This is a genomic window from Streptomyces akebiae, from assembly GCF_019599145.1.
GTDB classification, from domain to species: Bacteria; Actinomycetota; Actinomycetes; order Streptomycetales; family Streptomycetaceae; genus Streptomyces; species Streptomyces akebiae.
Genome location: NZ_CP080647.1, coordinates 6,457,915 through 6,474,114, shown reverse-complemented (window position 1 = coordinate 6,474,114; position 16,200 = coordinate 6,457,915). Strand labels below are relative to the sequence as shown.

Genomic DNA, 16,200 nt, shown 5'->3' with positions numbered 1-16,200 from the left:
AGGAGGACGCAATGCGAGCACGTACCCGAACCGCCCGCAACACGGTGGTCCTGGCAGCCGTCGCCGCCCTGGGCGCCGGGCTGCTGGCCGGCTGTTCCGAGGACCCGGACGACGGCACGTCGAACGAGGGCGGCGGCAGCACCGACGGCAAGATCACGCTGACGGTCGGCACCTTCGGCGTCTTCGGCTACAAGCAGGCCGGCCTGTACGACGAGTACATGAAGCAGAACCCGGACATCGTCATCAAGGAGAACGTCACCACCAAGACCTCGGTCTACTGGCCCAAGACGCTCACCCGGCTGCAGGCCGGCTCCGGCACCGACGACATCCAGGCGATCGAGATCGGCAACGTGACCGAGGCCGTCCAGACGCAGGGCGACAAGTTCGTCGACCTCGGCAAGGAGGTCGACAAGTCGCAGTGGCTGGACTGGAAGAACCAGCAGGCCACGACCAAGGACGGCAAGCTCATCGGTCTGGGCACCGACATCGGTCCGATGGCGATCTGCTACCGCAAGGACCTGTTCGAGAAGGCCGGCCTGGAGACCGACCGCACCAAGCTCGCCGAGCAGTGGAAGGGCGACTGGAGCAAGTACGTCGCCCTGGGCGAGGAGTACATGAAGAAGGCGCCTTCGGGCACCAAGTACGTGGACTCGGCCTCCTCGGTCTACAACGCGGCCCTCGGCGGTGCCACCGAGCGCTACTACGACAAGGACGGCAACCCCATCTGGGACAACTCCAAGGGTGTCAAGGACGCCTGGGACGCCGCCATGTCCGTGGCGACCAGCGACATGTCGGCGAAGCTGAAGCAGTTCGAGACGCCCTGGGACCAGGGGTACGCCAAGGGCACCTTCGCCACGGTGGCCTGCCCGGCGTGGATGATCGGCTACATCCAGGAGAAGTCGGGTGACGCCGGCAAGGGCAAGTGGGACGTGGCGGCGGCGCCGACCGCGGCCAACTGGGGCGGCGCGTTCATCGGTGTGCCGACGGCGAGCAAGCACCAGAAGGAGGCCGTCGCGCTGGCGAAGTGGCTGACCGCTCCCGAGCAGCAGGCCAAGGTCTTCGCCAAGCAGGCCAGCTTCCCGTCGACCCCGTCGGCGTACCCGTCCCTCAAGCCGAGCCCCGACACCACCGCGTACTTCTCCGACGCGCCGCTGACGCAGATCTTCTCCGACTCGGCGAAGACGATCCCGGTGCAGCACTTCGGCACCAAGGACCAGCCGATCGGCACCGCGATCGCCGACATCGGCATCGTGCAGGTCGAGCAGAAGGGCAAGAGCCCTGAGGAGGGCTGGGACGCCGCCAGCAAGGAGATCAAGGACGTGCTCGGCCAGTGACCAGCTCCAAAGAGGCACTCGCGCATTCCGCGGCGAGCGCCGAGACCGCGCCCGGCGATGAGCCGGGCGCGGTCCGGGGCGCTCAGGTTCGCGGTACGCCGCCGGCGGCCACCCACTCGTGGCGCAGCCGGCTGTACCGCTGGGACATGAAGGCCTCCCCGTACGTCTTCATCTCCCCCTTCTTCCTGATCTTCGGGGCGTTCTCGCTCGTCCCGCTGCTCTACACCGGCTGGTACTCGCTGCACAACGTGCAGCTGTCCGACCTGGACAACCAGACCTGGGTGGGCCTGGACAACTACCAGAACCTGCTGTCCTCGGACTTCTTCTGGAACTCCCTGTGGGTCACCTTCACCATCGGCGTGATCGCGACCGTCCCCCAGCTGCTGGTGGCGATCGGCATCGCGCACCTGCTCAACTACCGGCTGCGCGGCTCGACCGTGTGGCGGGTCATCATGCTCACCCCGTACGCCACGTCGGTGGCGGCGGCCACGCTGGTCTTCGTGCTGCTGTTCTCCTGGGACGGCGGCATGATCAACTGGCTGCTCGACTTCGTCGGGATCGACCCCGTCAACTGGCGGGAGTCCAACTGGGGTTCGAAGTTCGCGGTCTCCACGATCGTGATCTGGCGGTGGACCGGCTACAACGCGCTGATCTACCTCGCGGCGATGCAGGCGATCCCCGCCGACCTGTACGAGTCGGCGTCCATCGACGGAGCGAACCGCTGGCAGCAGTTCGTCCACGTGACGATCCCGCAGTTGCGCCCGACGATCCTGTTCACGGCGGTCGTCTCCACGATCGGCGCGACCCAGCTGTTCGGTGAGCCCCTGCTGTTCGGCGGGGCCGACGGCTCCAAGGGCGGCTCCGAGCACCAGTACCAGACGCTCGGTCTGTACATGTACGACCAGGGATTCATGATCGGAAACCTGGGCAAGGCGTCCGCCATCGCCTGGTCGATGTTCCTGATCCTGCTGATCGTGGCCGCGATCAACCTGCTGCTCACCCGACGGCTGAGGAAGACCCCATGACCACGAGCGAACTGACCCGTCCCCGGGCACCGGAGCGGGCCCCGGAGTCGAAGGCATCTCGCCGCCGGGTGATGGGCGCGGGCAAGCAGATGCACGCGGGGCCGCTCACCTACGTCGTCCTGACGGTCTTCGCCGTGGGCTCGCTCGCACCGCTGGTGTGGACGGCGATCGCGGCCTCGCGCACCAGCCAGCGCCTCGCCGAGGCGCCGCCGCCGCTGTGGTTCGGCGGGAACCTGTTCAAGAACCTGGAGACCGCCTGGGAACAGGCCGGGCTCGGCACCGCGATGCTCAACACGACGCTCGTGGCCGGGACGATCACCGTCGGTACGGTGCTGTTCTCCACGCTCGCCGGGTTCGCCTTCGCCAAGCTGCGGTTCCGGTTCTCCAGCGTCCTGCTGCTGCTGACCATCGGCACGATGATGATCCCGCCGCAACTGGCCGTGGTCCCGCTGTATCTGTGGATGAGCGACCTGAACTGGTCCAACCAGCTGCAGACGGTCATCCTGCCCACGCTGGTCAGCGCCTTCGGTACGTTCTTCATGCGGCAGTACCTGGTCCAGGCGCTGCCCTCCGAGCTGATCGAGGCGGCGCGGGTCGACGGCGCGAGCAGTGTGCGGATCGTGTGGCACGTCGTCTTCCCGGCCGCACGGCCGGCGATGGCGGTGCTCGGGCTGCTGACCTTCGTGATGGCCTGGAACGACTTCCTGTGGCCGATCCTCGCGCTGAACCAGCAGAACCCGACGGTCCAGGTGGCCCTCAACGCCCTCGGCACCGGCTACATCCCCGACCAGTCGGTGATCATGGCGGGTGCGCTGCTCGGCACGTTGCCGCTGCTGATCGCCTTCCTCCTGTTCGGCAAGCAGATCGTGGGCGGCATCATGCAGGGCGCGATCAAGGGGTGACCCGGCTCGCGCCGACCGCTTCACCGCGGAAACCCCCCTCGGGGGCTGGGCCACCGCCGTCCCGGCCCCCTCTTCTCTCCTCCCCCCACCCACCACTGTCGGTCTCCACGACCACTATGGGAGCGCTTCCATGCCTGAACCCATGAACCCGGCCACCCCGGTGACCTTTCCTCCCGCCTTCCTCTGGGGCGCGGCCACCTCCGCCTACCAGATCGAGGGGGCGGTGCGGGAGGACGGCCGTACGCCCTCCATCTGGGACACCTTCAGCCATACGCCGGGCAAGACCGCCGGTGGCGAGACCGGTGACATCGCTGTCGACCACTACCACCGCTACCGCGACGACGTGGCGATGATGGCCGACCTGGGCCTCAACTCGTACCGCTTCTCCATCTCCTGGTCGCGGGTGCAGCCGACGGGCCGGGGCCCGGCGATCCAGCGCGGCCTGGACTTCTACCGGCGGCTGGTCGACGAACTGCTGGAGAAGGGCATCAAGCCGGCCGTGACCCTCTACCACTGGGACCTCCCCCAGGAGTTGGAGGACGCGGGCGGCTGGCCCGAACGGGACATCGTGCACCGCTTCGCCGAGTACGCGCGGATCGTCGGCGAGGCGCTGGGCGACCGGGTCGAGCAGTGGATCACGCTCAACGAGCCGTGGTGCACCGCGTTCCTGGGCTACGGCTCCGGGGTGCACGCGCCGGGCCGTACGGACCCGGTGGCGTCGCTGCGCGCGGCCCACCATCTGAACGTGGCGCACGGGCTGGGCGTCGCCGCGCTCCGCTCGGCGATGCCCGCCCGCAACTCGATCGCGGTGAGCCTGAACTCGTCGGTGGTGCGGCCGATCACGAACTCCCCCGAGGACGTGGCGGCGGCGAAGCGGATCGACGACCTCGCGAACGGTGTCTTCCACGGCCCCATGCTGCACGGGGCGTACCCGGAGAGCCTGTTCGCCGCGACCGCGTCGGTGACGGACTGGTCGTTCGTGCAGGACGGTGACGTGGCGACGGCCAACCAGCCGCTGGACGCGCTGGGGTTGAACTACTACACACCCACACTGGTGGGCGCGGCCGACGCCGACCTGAAGGGCCCCCGGGCGGACGGCCACGGGGCGAGCGAGCACTCGCCGTGGCCGGGCGCGGACGACGTCCTGTTCCACCAGACCCCGGGCGAGCGCACGGAGATGGGCTGGACCATCGACCCGACGGGCCTGCACGAGCTGATCATGCGGTACGCGCGGGAGGCTCCGGGGCTGCCGATGTACGTGACCGAGAACGGGGCCGCGTACGACGACAAGATGGACTCGGACGGCCGCGTCCACGACCCCGAGCGCATCGCCTACCTCCACGGCCACCTGCGCGCGGTCCGCCGCGCGATCGCCGAGGGGGCGGATGTGCGGGGCTACTACCTGTGGTCCTTGATGGACAACTTCGAGTGGGCCTACGGATACGGGAAGCGGTTCGGGGCGGTGTACGTGGACTACGCGACGCTCGCCCGTACGCCCAAGTCGAGCGCGTACTGGTACGCCCAGGCGGCCAGGACGGGCGCGCTGCCGCCGCTGGTGACGACCTCGGCGTAACGGACCACGGGGCCGGGGGCCGGGGAGCCCCCTGGGGGAACGGGGGAGCGGGGGTCCGGGGCGCGGCGCGTATAGGGGAGCGCCGCGCCCCGGGCATGGGTCAGAGAGTGCCCGGGGATGCCAGCCACTGGGTCTGCTAGGTGAGTCGTGCCGGGTCGTCCTGGACGAACGTTCGGATGAGCATGGAGGGACCTCTCGGTGGCTTCGTGGCTGAGGGGAGCGGGGCACGACTGACCCACCGATCACGTGGGACGTGTCGGTGGGCCGATCCTCAGTGGCGGGTACGCCAGGAAGCGAAGCACTCCATAGGCGGCATGCTAGCGACCTACGAAAGGACAGGTCATATGACTTTGCTGGTCGCCGCCGTCATCGTCCACGACCGGGCCGCGGGCCGGGTCGTCCTCCTCCAGCGGGGCGAGAACGCCAGGTTCGCCCGGGGCCGGTGGCACCTGCCCATCGGGAAGAACGAGCCCGGGGAGCCCGTCACCGCGACCGCCGTGCGCGAGCTGTACGAGGAGACCGGGCTGACCGTGAAACCGGAGGCGCTGGAGGTCGTGCACCTCGTCCACGCGGCCCGGGGCGTCGACGCCCCCGACGGCTTCCTCACCGTCGTCTTCGTCACCCACGAATGGACCGGCGAGCCCGGGAACCGGGAACCGCACAAGCACTCCCAGGTCCGCTGGTTCGCCACCGACTCCCTCCCCGAGGACTTCGTGGAGGGAGACGCCGACGCGTTGCGCGGCTACCTCGCCGACGGTCCCCGGATGTCCCTGTACGGCTGGGAGTGACTTCTCGGGTGGTGGGCGCCGGCCCGCCACCCCCACGGCGCCCTGGAGCGACGCCCTACACGGCGACCAGCCGCACCCGCTCCCCGCAGAGCTTCGCCATGTCGTCGATGTCCGAGGTGAGCATGACCACCGGACGGCGCTGCCGCAGGGCCGTCTCGGCCACGGCGGCGTCGATCGCGTACTTGTGGCCGTGCAGACCGGCCCCGATCAGCGTGGTCGAGGCGGCCTTGGCCTCCTCGTCCCCGATGGGCACGATCCGCATGCCGGACAGCACCCACGCGAGCCGCGCCCGGTCCGTCCGCCGGTGAACCGCCTCAATGATCGTCAGAGCACTGATGGCCACCTCCATGCCCCTCTTACGCGCCTCGGCGACCAGCGCGACGACAGGCTCGTCATCACCGACCAGCTTGGACAGGCCCTCGCAGTCCAGGACGAGGGTGCCCTCGTGACTCAGTTCGCGGCGGGCCACTGCCCCTCCTCGGCGAACACCTCGTCGAAGACGCGACGCGCCCGCTCCTGCGCCTCGGTGGAGATCGGCCCCTTGCGCTGTTCGTAGTCGGCCAGATACTCGTCCAGGATCTGGCCGCGCAGCTCACGCTCCACCGCTTCGGTGATGAACGCGGAGAACTCACGCTTGCCGACTCGCTGCCGGATCGCCTCCGCCGTGCCCTCCGGAAGAGAGAGGCTGACCCTGGTGGCAGGGCCTTCGCCGATGCTGTACGGGGTGTCACTCACGAAGCCGGATTATCAAACGAGTAGGAATCTCCCCGCGTCCTGCTGACGACCCGCCCGAGGCTCGCCCTGGCAGGCTGATGAATAGGCAGGGCCGCGCCCCCGAAGGAAACCGCGGCCCTGCGTCGTCGTGATCGGGGAAGGTCAGCGGGGTTCGCGGACGACCGCCACGTCCCCGGCCGGTACCGGCAAGGACGCCGGGGCGTCGGTCGTGGTGACGGTCTTGCCCGTCAGCAGTTCGACAGACCCGGCGGCCACCTCGACCTCGGCATCCCGTTCGCCGTGGTTGATCAGGAAGAGGTAGTCCGCGTCCGGCCCCCGGCGCAGTACCGCCTCCACCCCCTCGGGGGTCGTGCGCACCGAGCGCACTCCCGCTTCCTCGCTGATGCGGTTCAGGAGAGAGGCCAGGGTCGTCGGGTCCGGGCGGGTGGCCAGGTACCAGGCCGTGCCCGTGCCGTGGGTGTGGCGGGTGACGGCCGGGACCCCGCTCAGGGGGCCGGAGGTGTACGTCGTGATCGGCTCGGCGCCCGCCGGGGCGAGCCGTTCCGACCAGAGGGACGCCGTACCGCCGTCGCTCAGTCCCACCGACTCCCCCGGCAGCAGGGGGAAGAGTTCGTCCGTGCGGACGCCCAGGGCCTCGCGGAAGGCGCCCGGGTAACCGCCCAGCCGGACATGGGCGTTCTCGTCCACCGCGCCGCTGTGGAAGCCGACGGCCAGGGTGCCCCCGGCCTCCGCGAAACCGGTGAGGTTCGCCGCGCCCGCGTCGTCCACCAGGTACAGGCTGGGGGCCAGCACCAGTTTGTAGGCGGAGAGGTCTGCGTCGGGGCGTACGAAGTCCACCGCGACGCCCGAGCGCCACAGCGGCTCGTACCAGGCGCGGACCAGTTCCTGGAAGCGGAGTTCACCGCTCGGCTGGGACGGGAGTTCCAGCGCCCACCAGGCGCTCCAGTCCCAGACGATCGCCACCTCGGCGACGCCCGTGCTGCCCCGTACCTCCGCCAACGACCGCAGATCCGCGCCCAGTCGGACGACGTCCCGCCAGATCTGGCTGTCGGTGCCCGCGTGCGGCAGCATCGCGGAGTGCCACTGCTCGGCGCCCGCCTTGGCGGCCCGCCACTGGAAGTAGGCGATGCCGTCGGCGCCCCGCGCCACGTGGGAGAGCGCGTTGCGGCGCAGTTCGCCCGCCGTCTTGGCCCGGTTGACGGGCTGCCAGTTGACCGCGCCGGTGGAGTGTTCCATCAGCAGCCACGGGCTGCCGCCCGCCAGGGACCGCACCAGGTCGCCGCTCAGCGCGATGTCGATCTGCGACTCGGGGTCCGCCGACTGGAGGTAGTGGTCGTTGGAGACGATGTCCAGCTCCGGCGCCCAGCGCCAGTAGTCCAGCTTGTCGAAGTTGAACATCACCATGAAGTTGGTGGTGGCGGGCGTGGAGGGGGCCGCCTCCAGCAGCACCTCCCGCTCCGCCCTGCACAGCGACAGCAGCGCGTCGCTGCAGAAGCGGCGCCAGTCCAGCTGGTGGGTCGGGTTCGGGACCGCGCCCGTCGCGCGGGGCGGGATGATCTCGTCCCAGTCGTAGTACCACTGGCTCCAGAACGTCGTGCCCCAGGCGTCGTTCAGCGCCGCCAGGTCGTCGCCGTACTTCTCCCGCAGCCAGACGCGGAACGCCGCCGCGCTCGTGTCGCAGTGGCACTCGCCGTTGTGGCAGCCGTACTCGTTGTGGACGTGCCACATGACGACGGCCGGGTGGTCGGCGTACCGCTCGCCGAGGACGCGGGCGATCCGCAGGGCCGCCTCGCGGTAGGCGGGACTCGACGGGCAGAAGGTCTGGCGGCTGCCGTACGAGAGGGTGCGGCCGTCCCGGTCGACGGGCAGCGCCTCCGGATGCTCGACGAAGAACCAGGCCGGCGGGGCCGCCGTCGGGGTCGCCAGGTCGGCGGCGATGCCGTTCTCGTGGAGCAGGGCGAGGATCTTGTCGAGGCGGGTGAAGTCGTACTCGCCCTCGCGCGGCTCCAGCAGCGCCCACGAGAAGATGTTGACGCTGACCATGTTCACGCCCGCCTCGCGCATGAGGCGTACGTCCTCGGCCCAGACCTCCTCGGGCCACTGCTCGGGGTTGTAGTCCCCGCCGTAGGCGATGCCGGGGACCTTCAGTTCACGCTTCATTCGGAGGCCTCCGCGCCCTTCGTCAGCAGTCGGCGCGTGGTCTCCACGCCCCAGGTGTCCAGTGAGAGCAGCCGGTCGCTCGACGCCATCAGGCCGCCCGTCGCCTCGACGTGGGCCGCCCAGCGCTCGCGTGTCTCCACGGCGGGGCGGGCCATCAGGCAGTCGGGGTCGTTCACCCAGAGGCGGCCGTGCTGCCACTGGCGGCCCACGCCGGTGAACTCGGCGGGGTCCTGGCCGGGCTGGCTGTAGTCGTCCGCCTCGGGGCGGCGGTGCGGGGCCGTGTCGGGGCTGACCCGCATCGCGTCGAACAGGCCGATGGAGGGGAGGATCGGAGCCCCGCAGCCCAGGAGGTAGGCCTCGGGGCCGATGGCGGAGCGGATCAGCTCGATGCCCTGGCGGTACGCCGTGATGGCGTCCACGGAGGCGTGGCGTACGCCGTCCAGCGCGCCCGCGTAGAGGAAGTCGACCTTGAAGTAGTCGTAGCCCTCGGCGCGCAGGGTGGTGAAGACCTCGGTGAGGTACGCCGCCGCGTCGGGGTGGGTGGTGTCGAGGACGTACAGGTCGTGGCCCCAGTTGCGGCCGGCGTGCGTGAAGCCGCCGGTCTCGTCGCGCACCAGCCACTCGGGGTGCTCGGCGGCCAGGGCGCTGGACGGGTCCACGAGGAAGGGGGCCGTCCAGATGCCGGCGCGCCGGCCCCTGGCCCGGATCACCTCCGCGATGCCCGCGCGGGAGCGGAAGCGGCCGGAGAGGCTGAGCCAGTCGCCCAGGGCCTTCTGGTAGCCGTCGTCGATCTGGACGACGTCGACGGGGAGGTCGAGGGTGTCCATCGCACGGAGGTTCTCGTGGATGTCGTCCTCGGTGACGGAGGTGAAGTACTCGTACCAGGAGCACCAGACGGTGGGGGCCGGGCGGGGGGCCGCGAGGCCGAGGGTGTCGGCCCAGTCGGCCAGGGCTCCCTGGATGCCGCCGGGGCCCGGGTACGTCCAGTGGTCCACCTTGCCGTCGGCGGTGACCTCGGCGCGGCCGTCCCGCGCGACGAGCCGGATGGACGGCACCTCGCTCTGCGGGTCGGCCGCCGCGAAGAGCCACACCGGGCCCTCGTCGCCCTTCGGGGCGAGCGCCAGCAGGCCCTCCCCCTGGAAGGTGCCCTCGGGGACGGGGACCCCCGGGCGGTAGCAGACGGTCGCCCAGTTGGGGTTCGTCGGGCGGTGCGGGGTGTCACCGAGGGCGTAGGAGCCGCTGGGGCTCCAGGACTGCCAGCCCTCCTCGTGGACCCGCGCGGTGCGGGGGTCCACGGGCACGGAGGCGACCGGCGTGAACGGGTGGGGCACGGTGGTTCTCTTTCGAACGGGGCCGGTGTCAGCCCTTGTTGGCGCCGAGCGTCAGACCGCTGACGAACTGCCGCTGGAGCGCGAAGTACACGATCAGCGTGGGGATCGCGGTGAGCAGGGCGCCGGCGGCGACCAGGTTGGGGTCGGTGAAGTACTGGCCGGAGAGGTTGTTCAGGGCCGAGGTGATCGGCATGTTCTCGCCGGTGGAGATCAGTACGAGGGCCCAGAAGAAGTCGTTGTAGATCCAGATGGAGAGCAGGGTCGCCAGGGCGGCCATCGCGGGCTTGCACAGCGGCAGCACGATCTGCCAGTACAGGCGCCACACGGACGCGCCGTCGACGAGCGCGGCCTCGGTCAGCTCGTGCGGCAGGGAGCGCATGTAGTTGCTGAGTACGAAGGCGCAGAAGCCGGACTGGAAGGCCACGTGGATGAGGACCAGGCCGAGCGCGGAGTCGTAGAGCTTGCCGCTCATCGTGATGCCGGGGATGTCGATGAGCAGGTACAGGCGGTACAGCGGGGTGATGATGACCTGCTGCGGCAGCAGGTTGCCCGCCGTGAAGACCAGGAGCAGGAAGAGGTTGATCCGGAAGTCGAAGCGGCTGACGTAGAAGGCCACCATCGACGACAGGAACAGCGTCAGCAGCACCGCCGGGACGGCGATGATCAGGGTGTTCACGAAGTAGTGCGTCATGTCCGACTGGGTGAACGCGTTCGTGAAGTTCTCGAAGCTCAGCTTGTCGGGCCAGGAGACGTAGCCCTTCTCGCTGGTCTCGCCGTACGGGCGCATGGCCGCGTACAGGGCCCACAGCAGGGGCGCGAGCCACGCCAGCGCGGCGCCGGCGAGGAAGACGTGCAGCAGGACCCGGACGGGGCGGACGGGCGTGCGCTTCTTGAGGTCGCCGTGGAGGTCGCTCTTGAGGCCGCCGGTCGCGGCGTTGGTGTCGACGGTGGTGCTCATGCGCGCCGCTCCTTCCGGAAGGTCGCGATCAGGTACGGGATGATCACGGCGAGGGAGATGACCAGGAGGACGACGGCGATGGCCGATCCGTAGCCGATACGGCTGGACTCTCCGATGATGTTGTTGGTGACGAGGATGGAGAGCAGTTCCGTGCCCTCGGCACCCTTGTTGAAGACGAAGACGAGGTCGAAGGCGCGCAGGGCCTCGATGATGGTGACGACCAGCACGACGGTGTTCGTCGGGCGCAGGGTCGGGAAGATGACGTTCTTGAACGTCTGCCACTCGTTGGCGCCGTCCAGGGCGGAGGCCTCCCGCAGGGAGGGGTCGACGCCCTTCAGGCCGGCCAGGTAAAGGATCATCATGTAGCCGGTGTGGCGCCAGGAGGCGGCGATGAGGATGGCCCAGAGGTTGAGGTCCGGGTCGCCGATCCAGTCGATGTAGCGGCCGGGCTCGTTGGCGCCGATGATGCTGTTGATCAGGCCCGTGTCCGGGTTGTAGATCAGCTGCCAGACGAAGCCGATGACCGCGAGCGACATCACGACGGGCAGGAAGAACGCCGTCTGGTAGACGCGGCTGAACCGGATGTTCTTGTCCAGCTGCACGGCGAGGAACAGGCCGAGCGGCGTGGGGATCAGGATGAGCACGACGAACCAGACGATGTTGTGCTCGACGGCGGGCCAGAACTGCGGGTTGTTGGTGAACAGCTCCTTGAAGTTGTCCAGCCCGACCCACTTGATCGAGTCGAAGCCGATGCCGTCCCAGGTGGTGAAGGCCAGCGCGATCGAGGCGAGGGCCGTCACCCAGACGAGGGCGACGTGCAGGAACGTCGGCAGACCCGCCATCAGGCCCAGCGTGAGCCGGTCGCGGCGGGTGAGGAGCCGCCGGTGTCCCTGGGACACCTTGGTGGCGGTCCTGGCGGTGTTTGCGGCAGGGCCGGAGCCCGGAGGCGGCGTGGCCGCCTCCGGGCTCTCGGTGGGGGTGGTCGTCATGTCAGGAGGTCATCCAGTCGTGAGGACGGTCGGTCGTCAGGACGGTCGGTCGTCAGGACGGTCGGTCGTCAGGACGCGAAGATCGTCTTCTTCTGCCGCTCGATGGACGAGAGCAGGCTGTCGACGCCCTTGGGGTCGCGGATGAACTTCTGCAGCGCCGGCTGCATCACCGTGGAGGTGAAGTCGGGGCGGCTGTCGCGGTCCATGAACTGGGTGAGGCTCTTGGCGCCCGAGATCATCTCGTACGCCTTCTTCTGCAGCGGCGTGTACGAGGAGGTGTCGGCCTTGGTGGAGGCGGCCACCACGTTCGGGTCGGCCTTGAGGTAGATCTGCTCCGCCTCGGGGGTGCCGAGGAACTCCATGAGCTTGACCGCGCCGGACTTGTTCTTCGGGGCCTTGCTCATCATGAAGCCGTCGGTGGGGGCCTCGACGGTGTCCTGGCCGTACGCCGGGTCGATCTCCGGGAAGGCGAAGAAGTCGAGGTCGTCCAGGTCCGCCTTGTTGGAGAACTGCTGGCCCACGAACGAGCCCAGCAGGTACATGCCCGCCTTCTTCGACACCAGCGTCTGCGCCGCGTCCTGCCAGGTGCGGCCGACCGCGCCCTCCTGGTGGTACGGCAGCAGCTCGGTCCACAGGTCGAACGTCTTGCGGACCTTGGCGTCCGTCCAGGCGACCTTGCCCGCCATCAGCTCGACGTGGAAGTCGTAGCCGTTGGTACGGAAGTTGAGCTGGTCGAAGGTGCCCATCGCCGGCCAGGCGTCCTTGTCACCGAAGGCGATCGGGACGAGCTTGTCCTTCTGCATCTGCTTGCACAGAGCGATCAGCTGGTCCCACGTGGTGGGAACCTCGTAGCCCTTCTCCTGGAAGACGCTCTTGCGGTAGAAGAGCGCCCAGGGGTACGTGTACAGCGGGACGAAGTAGGACTTGCCGTCCTCGCCCTGGCTGAGCTTCTTCATCGCCTCGGGGAAGTTGCCGCCGATCTTGTCCCACACGTCGTCGATCGGGGTGGCGAGGCCCTTGGCCGCGAAGAACTGCATGCGGTAGCCGGCGAACCAGTGGAACACGTCGTCCGGGGTGCCCTGGAGGTAGGAGTTGATCTGCTCCTGGAACGTGTTGTGGTCCTTGGTGTTCACGTCGACCGTGAGCCCGGACTGCTTCTTGAAGGCCGCGTAGATCTCGGCGAACGCCTTCTTCGGCACCGCGTCCGACGCGTTGGAGCCGACGGTGACGGTCTTCGAGTCGGCGGCGCCGCCACCGCTGCCGCCACAGGCGCTGAGCAGGGGGACTCCAGCGCCGAGTGCCGCGGCCCCGCCTATGCCGCGCAGCAGGGTGCGGCGGCTCGTGCCGGGGACGGAGAGACCGGAAGGTGTGAGATGCATGTACGGCTCCCTGGGGGACAGGTGGTTCGGTCGCAATGGCCCTCGCCGGCTACTGATCGAAAACAATCAGAAACCAACTCGACCGAACACGGTGGCCGCCATAACAGCTCTATGTCATGTCATGAGTCAAGACTTCTTGTCCCCCTTTGTTGAAACGTAATCCCTGGTTGTCGAAACGTGACCGACACAGACGGCGGTCACCCCACCCGCGGGGGTTACGCATGTACGACACAGCGACTACACAAGATCGGCCGAACAGAGCAGGCAGTCCGCTCAGACCGCCGGGTGCAGCGTCGCGTCGCCCAGGACCCGGATGCCGGTCTCGTCGCCCGGCCGCACCGGCAGCGGGCCCGCGACACGGATGTCGACCGGGGTGTCGTGCCCGTCGACGGCGACGGTGACCATGGCGTCGTGGCCGTAGAAGCGGACGTCGGTGACCGTGCCCCGCACCGTTCCCTCGGCGGTCGGCCCGGTGAGGGCGAGCTGTTCCGGGCGGAGCAGGACCGTACCGGCGCGAAGGCCCGGCGGCGGGACGGTGAGCGGGACGGCGCCGAGCGCGGTGTGGGCCGTGCCGTCACCGTTCACGGTGGCGGGGAGCACTACCGCGTCGCCGACGAAGCCCGCGACCCAGGGGTCGACGGGGCGCCGGTAGAGATCCTGCGGGGTGTCGCACTGGGCGACCCGGCCGTCCCGGACGACGGCGACGAGGTCGGCGGTGGAGAGGGCTTCCTGCTGGTCGTGGGTGACGAGGAGCGCCGTGGCCCCGGTCGCCCGAAGCGCGGCCCGTACGTCGGCCCGGACCCCGGCCCGCAGCGCGCTGTCGAGGGCGTTGAACGGCTCGTCCAGCAGCACGAGCCGGGGGCGGGGGGCGAGAGCCCGGGCGAGGGCCACGCGCTGCTGCTGGCCGCCGGAGAGTTCGTGCGGCATCCGGTCGCCGTATCCGGCCAGGCCGACCAGTTCCAGGAGTTCCTCGGTACGGTGCCGCCGTTCACCCCGGGCCAGGCCCGTGAGCCCGAAGGCGACGTTCCGCGCCACACTCAGGTGCGGGAAGAGGGCCCCCTCCTGCGGCACGATCCCGATGCGGCGCCGCTCGGGCGGCAGGTGGACACCGGGACCGGTCAGGACCCGGCCGCCGAGCCTGATGGTTCCCGCGTCGGCCGGCAGGAACCCGGCGACGATGCGCAGCAGGGTCGTCTTACCGCATCCGGAAGGGCCGAGGACGGCCGCCAGCGCGCCTGCGGGGACGGTGAGCCGGAGGCCACGCAGGACCGGGTCTCCGGCCGCGTAGGACTTCGTGAGCCCCTCGACGTACAGCTCGTTGGCGTGCGGCTCGTCGGCGTGCGGCTCGGCCGCCCGTGTCTCGGCCGGCTGTGTCTCGGCCGCCTGTGTCTCGGTCGTATGCGGCTTGTTCATGTTCGGTGCCTCCCCAGCAGGTACGAAGGCACGGCGGCCAACAGGATGAGTGCGGCGGCGTACGGGGCGGCCGCCGCGAAGGAACCCGCTCCGGTTTCGGTCCAGAGGCGGGTGGCGAGGGTGTCCATGCCGGTGGGGCGCAGGAGCAGGGTCGCCGGGAGTTCCTTCATGCAGACGACGAAGGTGAGCGCGGCCCCGGCGGCGACACCGGGCGCGGCCAGCGGGACGGTGACCTCGCGCAGGACCTGCCAGGGGCGACGGCCGAGCGAGCGGGCCACGTCGTCCAGGACGGGCGGGGCCTGCAGTACGGCGGCCCGGGTGGCGGCCACCGCGATCGGGAGGAAGAGGACCGCGTACGCACAGACCAGCAGGGGGAGTCGCTGGTAGAGGGGGTAGGCGTAGCGGACGGCGAAGAAGACCAGGGAGAGGGCGACCGTGATGCCGGGGAGGGCGTGCCCCGCGTACGCGGCCTGTTCCAGGAGCCGGGCGCCGCGTCCCCGGTGCCGGGCGGCGATCACGCCGACGGGCAGGGCGAGGGCGGTGGTGAGGGCGGCGCCCGCCGCCGCTACGCCGAGTGTGGCCCAAGCCGTTTCGGTGAGGCCGCCGAGGTCCCAGGTGGCCGAGGAGCCGACGGTGAGCCAGTAGCCGAGGGTCCCCAGCGGGAAGGCGACGGCCACGGCGACCACCGCGCCGCACCACAGCAGGGCGAGCGACTTCCAGCGGCCCAGCGGCACGGGGGCGGCCGGGCGGGCGGTCCCGCCGCCGGTCCTGGCGTGTCCCGCACGGCCGCGCGTACGGGCCTCGGCGGCGACCAGGGCCACCGTCATCACCACCAGGACGACGCTGAGAGCGGCTGCGGGGGTGCGGTCGAAGGAGGCGCGGTAGGAGGTGTGGATGGCCCGGGTGAAGGTGTCGTACCGCATGAGGGAGACCGCGCCGAAGTCGGAGAGCACGTACAGCGCGACGAGCAGCGCCCCGCCCGCCGCCGCCGGGCGAAGCTGCGGGAGGGTGACCCGGAGGAACGTACGGAGTGGGCCGTGCCCGAGGGAGCGTGCGGCTTCCTCCTGCGCCGGGTCGATGCCCCTGAGCGCTGCCGCGACCGGCAGCTGCACGTACGGGAAGCTGACCAGCGTCAGGGCGAGCGCGGCGCCGCCGAACCCGGCAAGGTCCGGTTCGGCCGACAGCCAGGTGAAGGCGGCCACATAGCTGGGCACGGCCAGCGGCAGCGTGGTGGCGATCGACCAGGCGCGGGCGCCCGGCAGCGCCGTACGCACGGTCAGCCAGGCCATCGAGACACCCAGCACCCCACACGCCACCACGACCACCGCGGTCAGGCCCAGGCTGCGGCCGAGCAGGTGGAGCGTCCGCTCGTCGGCGACGACCTTCCACGCGAAGGCGGGGCCCCGTTCGAGCGCGCGGACGGCGAGGTAGCCGAGCGGGAGCAGCGCGAAAAGGGCTGCCGCACAGGCGGGGACGAGCAGGATGAGGGGTGGTCTGCGGTCCGCCCCGCGGGCGGCGAAGCCTGTCGCGGGACGCGAGGTGGCTCCCGGACGCGGGGTGGCTCCCGGACGCGGGGTGGCTCCCGGACGCGGGGTGGCTTCAGGCGTATTCAC

General features: G+C 70.1%; 14 protein-coding genes. 5 read left to right on the top strand and 9 right to left on the bottom strand.

What is annotated here, in order from left to right; translation table 11 throughout:
• The first annotated feature begins 11 nt into the window (after window positions 1-11).
• The 5 genes from K1J60_RS27925 (at window position 12) to K1J60_RS27905 (ending at window position 5,622) form a co-directional block, all read left to right on the top strand.
• A complete protein-coding gene (locus K1J60_RS27925; protein ID WP_220648598.1) occupies window positions 12-1,334 on the top strand; it encodes an ABC transporter substrate-binding protein in 1,323 nt (440 codons plus the stop codon).
• The gene (locus K1J60_RS27920; protein WP_220648597.1) at window positions 1,331-2,359 is read left to right on the top strand and encodes a carbohydrate ABC transporter permease; all 1,029 of its coding nucleotides are present in this window, start codon (window positions 1,331-1,333) and stop codon (window positions 2,357-2,359) included. The genes K1J60_RS27925 and K1J60_RS27920 overlap by 4 nt, the downstream gene beginning before the upstream one ends.
• A complete protein-coding gene (locus K1J60_RS27915) occupies window positions 2,356-3,261 on the top strand; it encodes a carbohydrate ABC transporter permease (RefSeq protein WP_220648596.1) in 906 nt (301 codons plus the stop codon). The genes K1J60_RS27920 and K1J60_RS27915 overlap by 4 nt, the downstream gene beginning before the upstream one ends.
• A gap of 130 nt (window positions 3,262-3,391) precedes the next feature.
• Window positions 3,392-4,834, top strand: a complete 1,443-nt coding sequence (locus tag K1J60_RS27910; protein WP_220648595.1) for a GH1 family beta-glucosidase — start codon at window positions 3,392-3,394, stop codon at window positions 4,832-4,834.
• Between the two features lie 344 nt (window positions 4,835-5,178).
• Complete coding sequence (locus tag K1J60_RS27905) at window positions 5,179-5,622, top strand: NUDIX domain-containing protein (RefSeq protein WP_220648594.1); 444 nt, start codon at window positions 5,179-5,181, stop codon at window positions 5,620-5,622.
• Between the two features lie 55 nt (window positions 5,623-5,677).
• On the opposite strand, the gene K1J60_RS27900 is transcribed toward K1J60_RS27905, so the two are convergent.
• The 9 genes from K1J60_RS27900 to K1J60_RS27860 form a co-directional block, all read right to left on the bottom strand.
• The gene (locus K1J60_RS27900; RefSeq protein WP_220648593.1) at window positions 5,678-6,091 is read right to left on the bottom strand and encodes a DNA-binding protein; all 414 of its coding nucleotides are present in this window, start codon (window positions 6,089-6,091) and stop codon (window positions 5,678-5,680) included.
• Window positions 6,073-6,357 carry a hypothetical protein gene (locus K1J60_RS27895; protein ID WP_220648592.1) on the bottom strand — a complete coding sequence of 95 codons (285 nt, stop codon included), beginning with the start codon at window positions 6,355-6,357 and terminating at the stop codon, window positions 6,073-6,075. Before K1J60_RS27895 ends, K1J60_RS27900 begins: the two co-directional genes overlap by 19 nt.
• Window positions 6,358-6,498: 141 nt before the next feature.
• On the bottom strand, window positions 6,499-8,517 hold the full coding sequence (locus K1J60_RS27890) for a beta-galactosidase (protein ID WP_220648591.1): 2,019 nt from the start codon (window positions 8,515-8,517) through the stop codon (window positions 6,499-6,501).
• A complete protein-coding gene (locus K1J60_RS27885; RefSeq protein ID WP_220648590.1) occupies window positions 8,514-9,848 on the bottom strand; it encodes a glycoside hydrolase family 36 protein in 1,335 nt (444 codons plus the stop codon). Before K1J60_RS27885 ends, K1J60_RS27890 begins: the two co-directional genes overlap by 4 nt.
• Before the next feature lie 28 nt (window positions 9,849-9,876).
• Entirely contained in the window at window positions 9,877-10,806 is a 930-nt protein-coding gene (locus K1J60_RS27880; protein ID WP_259407944.1) for a carbohydrate ABC transporter permease, read from the bottom strand.
• On the bottom strand, window positions 10,803-11,795 hold the full coding sequence (locus tag K1J60_RS27875; protein WP_220648589.1) for a carbohydrate ABC transporter permease: 993 nt from the start codon (window positions 11,793-11,795) through the stop codon (window positions 10,803-10,805). The genes K1J60_RS27880 and K1J60_RS27875 overlap by 4 nt, the downstream gene beginning before the upstream one ends.
• A 68-nt stretch (window positions 11,796-11,863) precedes the next feature.
• Complete coding sequence (locus K1J60_RS27870) at window positions 11,864-13,174, bottom strand: ABC transporter substrate-binding protein (protein WP_220648588.1); 1,311 nt, start codon at window positions 13,172-13,174, stop codon at window positions 11,864-11,866.
• 273 nt (window positions 13,175-13,447) lie between these two features.
• Window positions 13,448-14,587, bottom strand: coding sequence for an ABC transporter ATP-binding protein (locus tag K1J60_RS27865; RefSeq protein ID WP_220648587.1), 1,140 nt, complete (start codon window positions 14,585-14,587; stop codon window positions 13,448-13,450).
• Window positions 14,584-16,200, bottom strand: a complete 1,617-nt coding sequence (locus tag K1J60_RS27860; protein ID WP_220648586.1) for an ABC transporter permease — start codon at window positions 16,198-16,200, stop codon at window positions 14,584-14,586. The genes K1J60_RS27865 and K1J60_RS27860 overlap by 4 nt, the downstream gene beginning before the upstream one ends.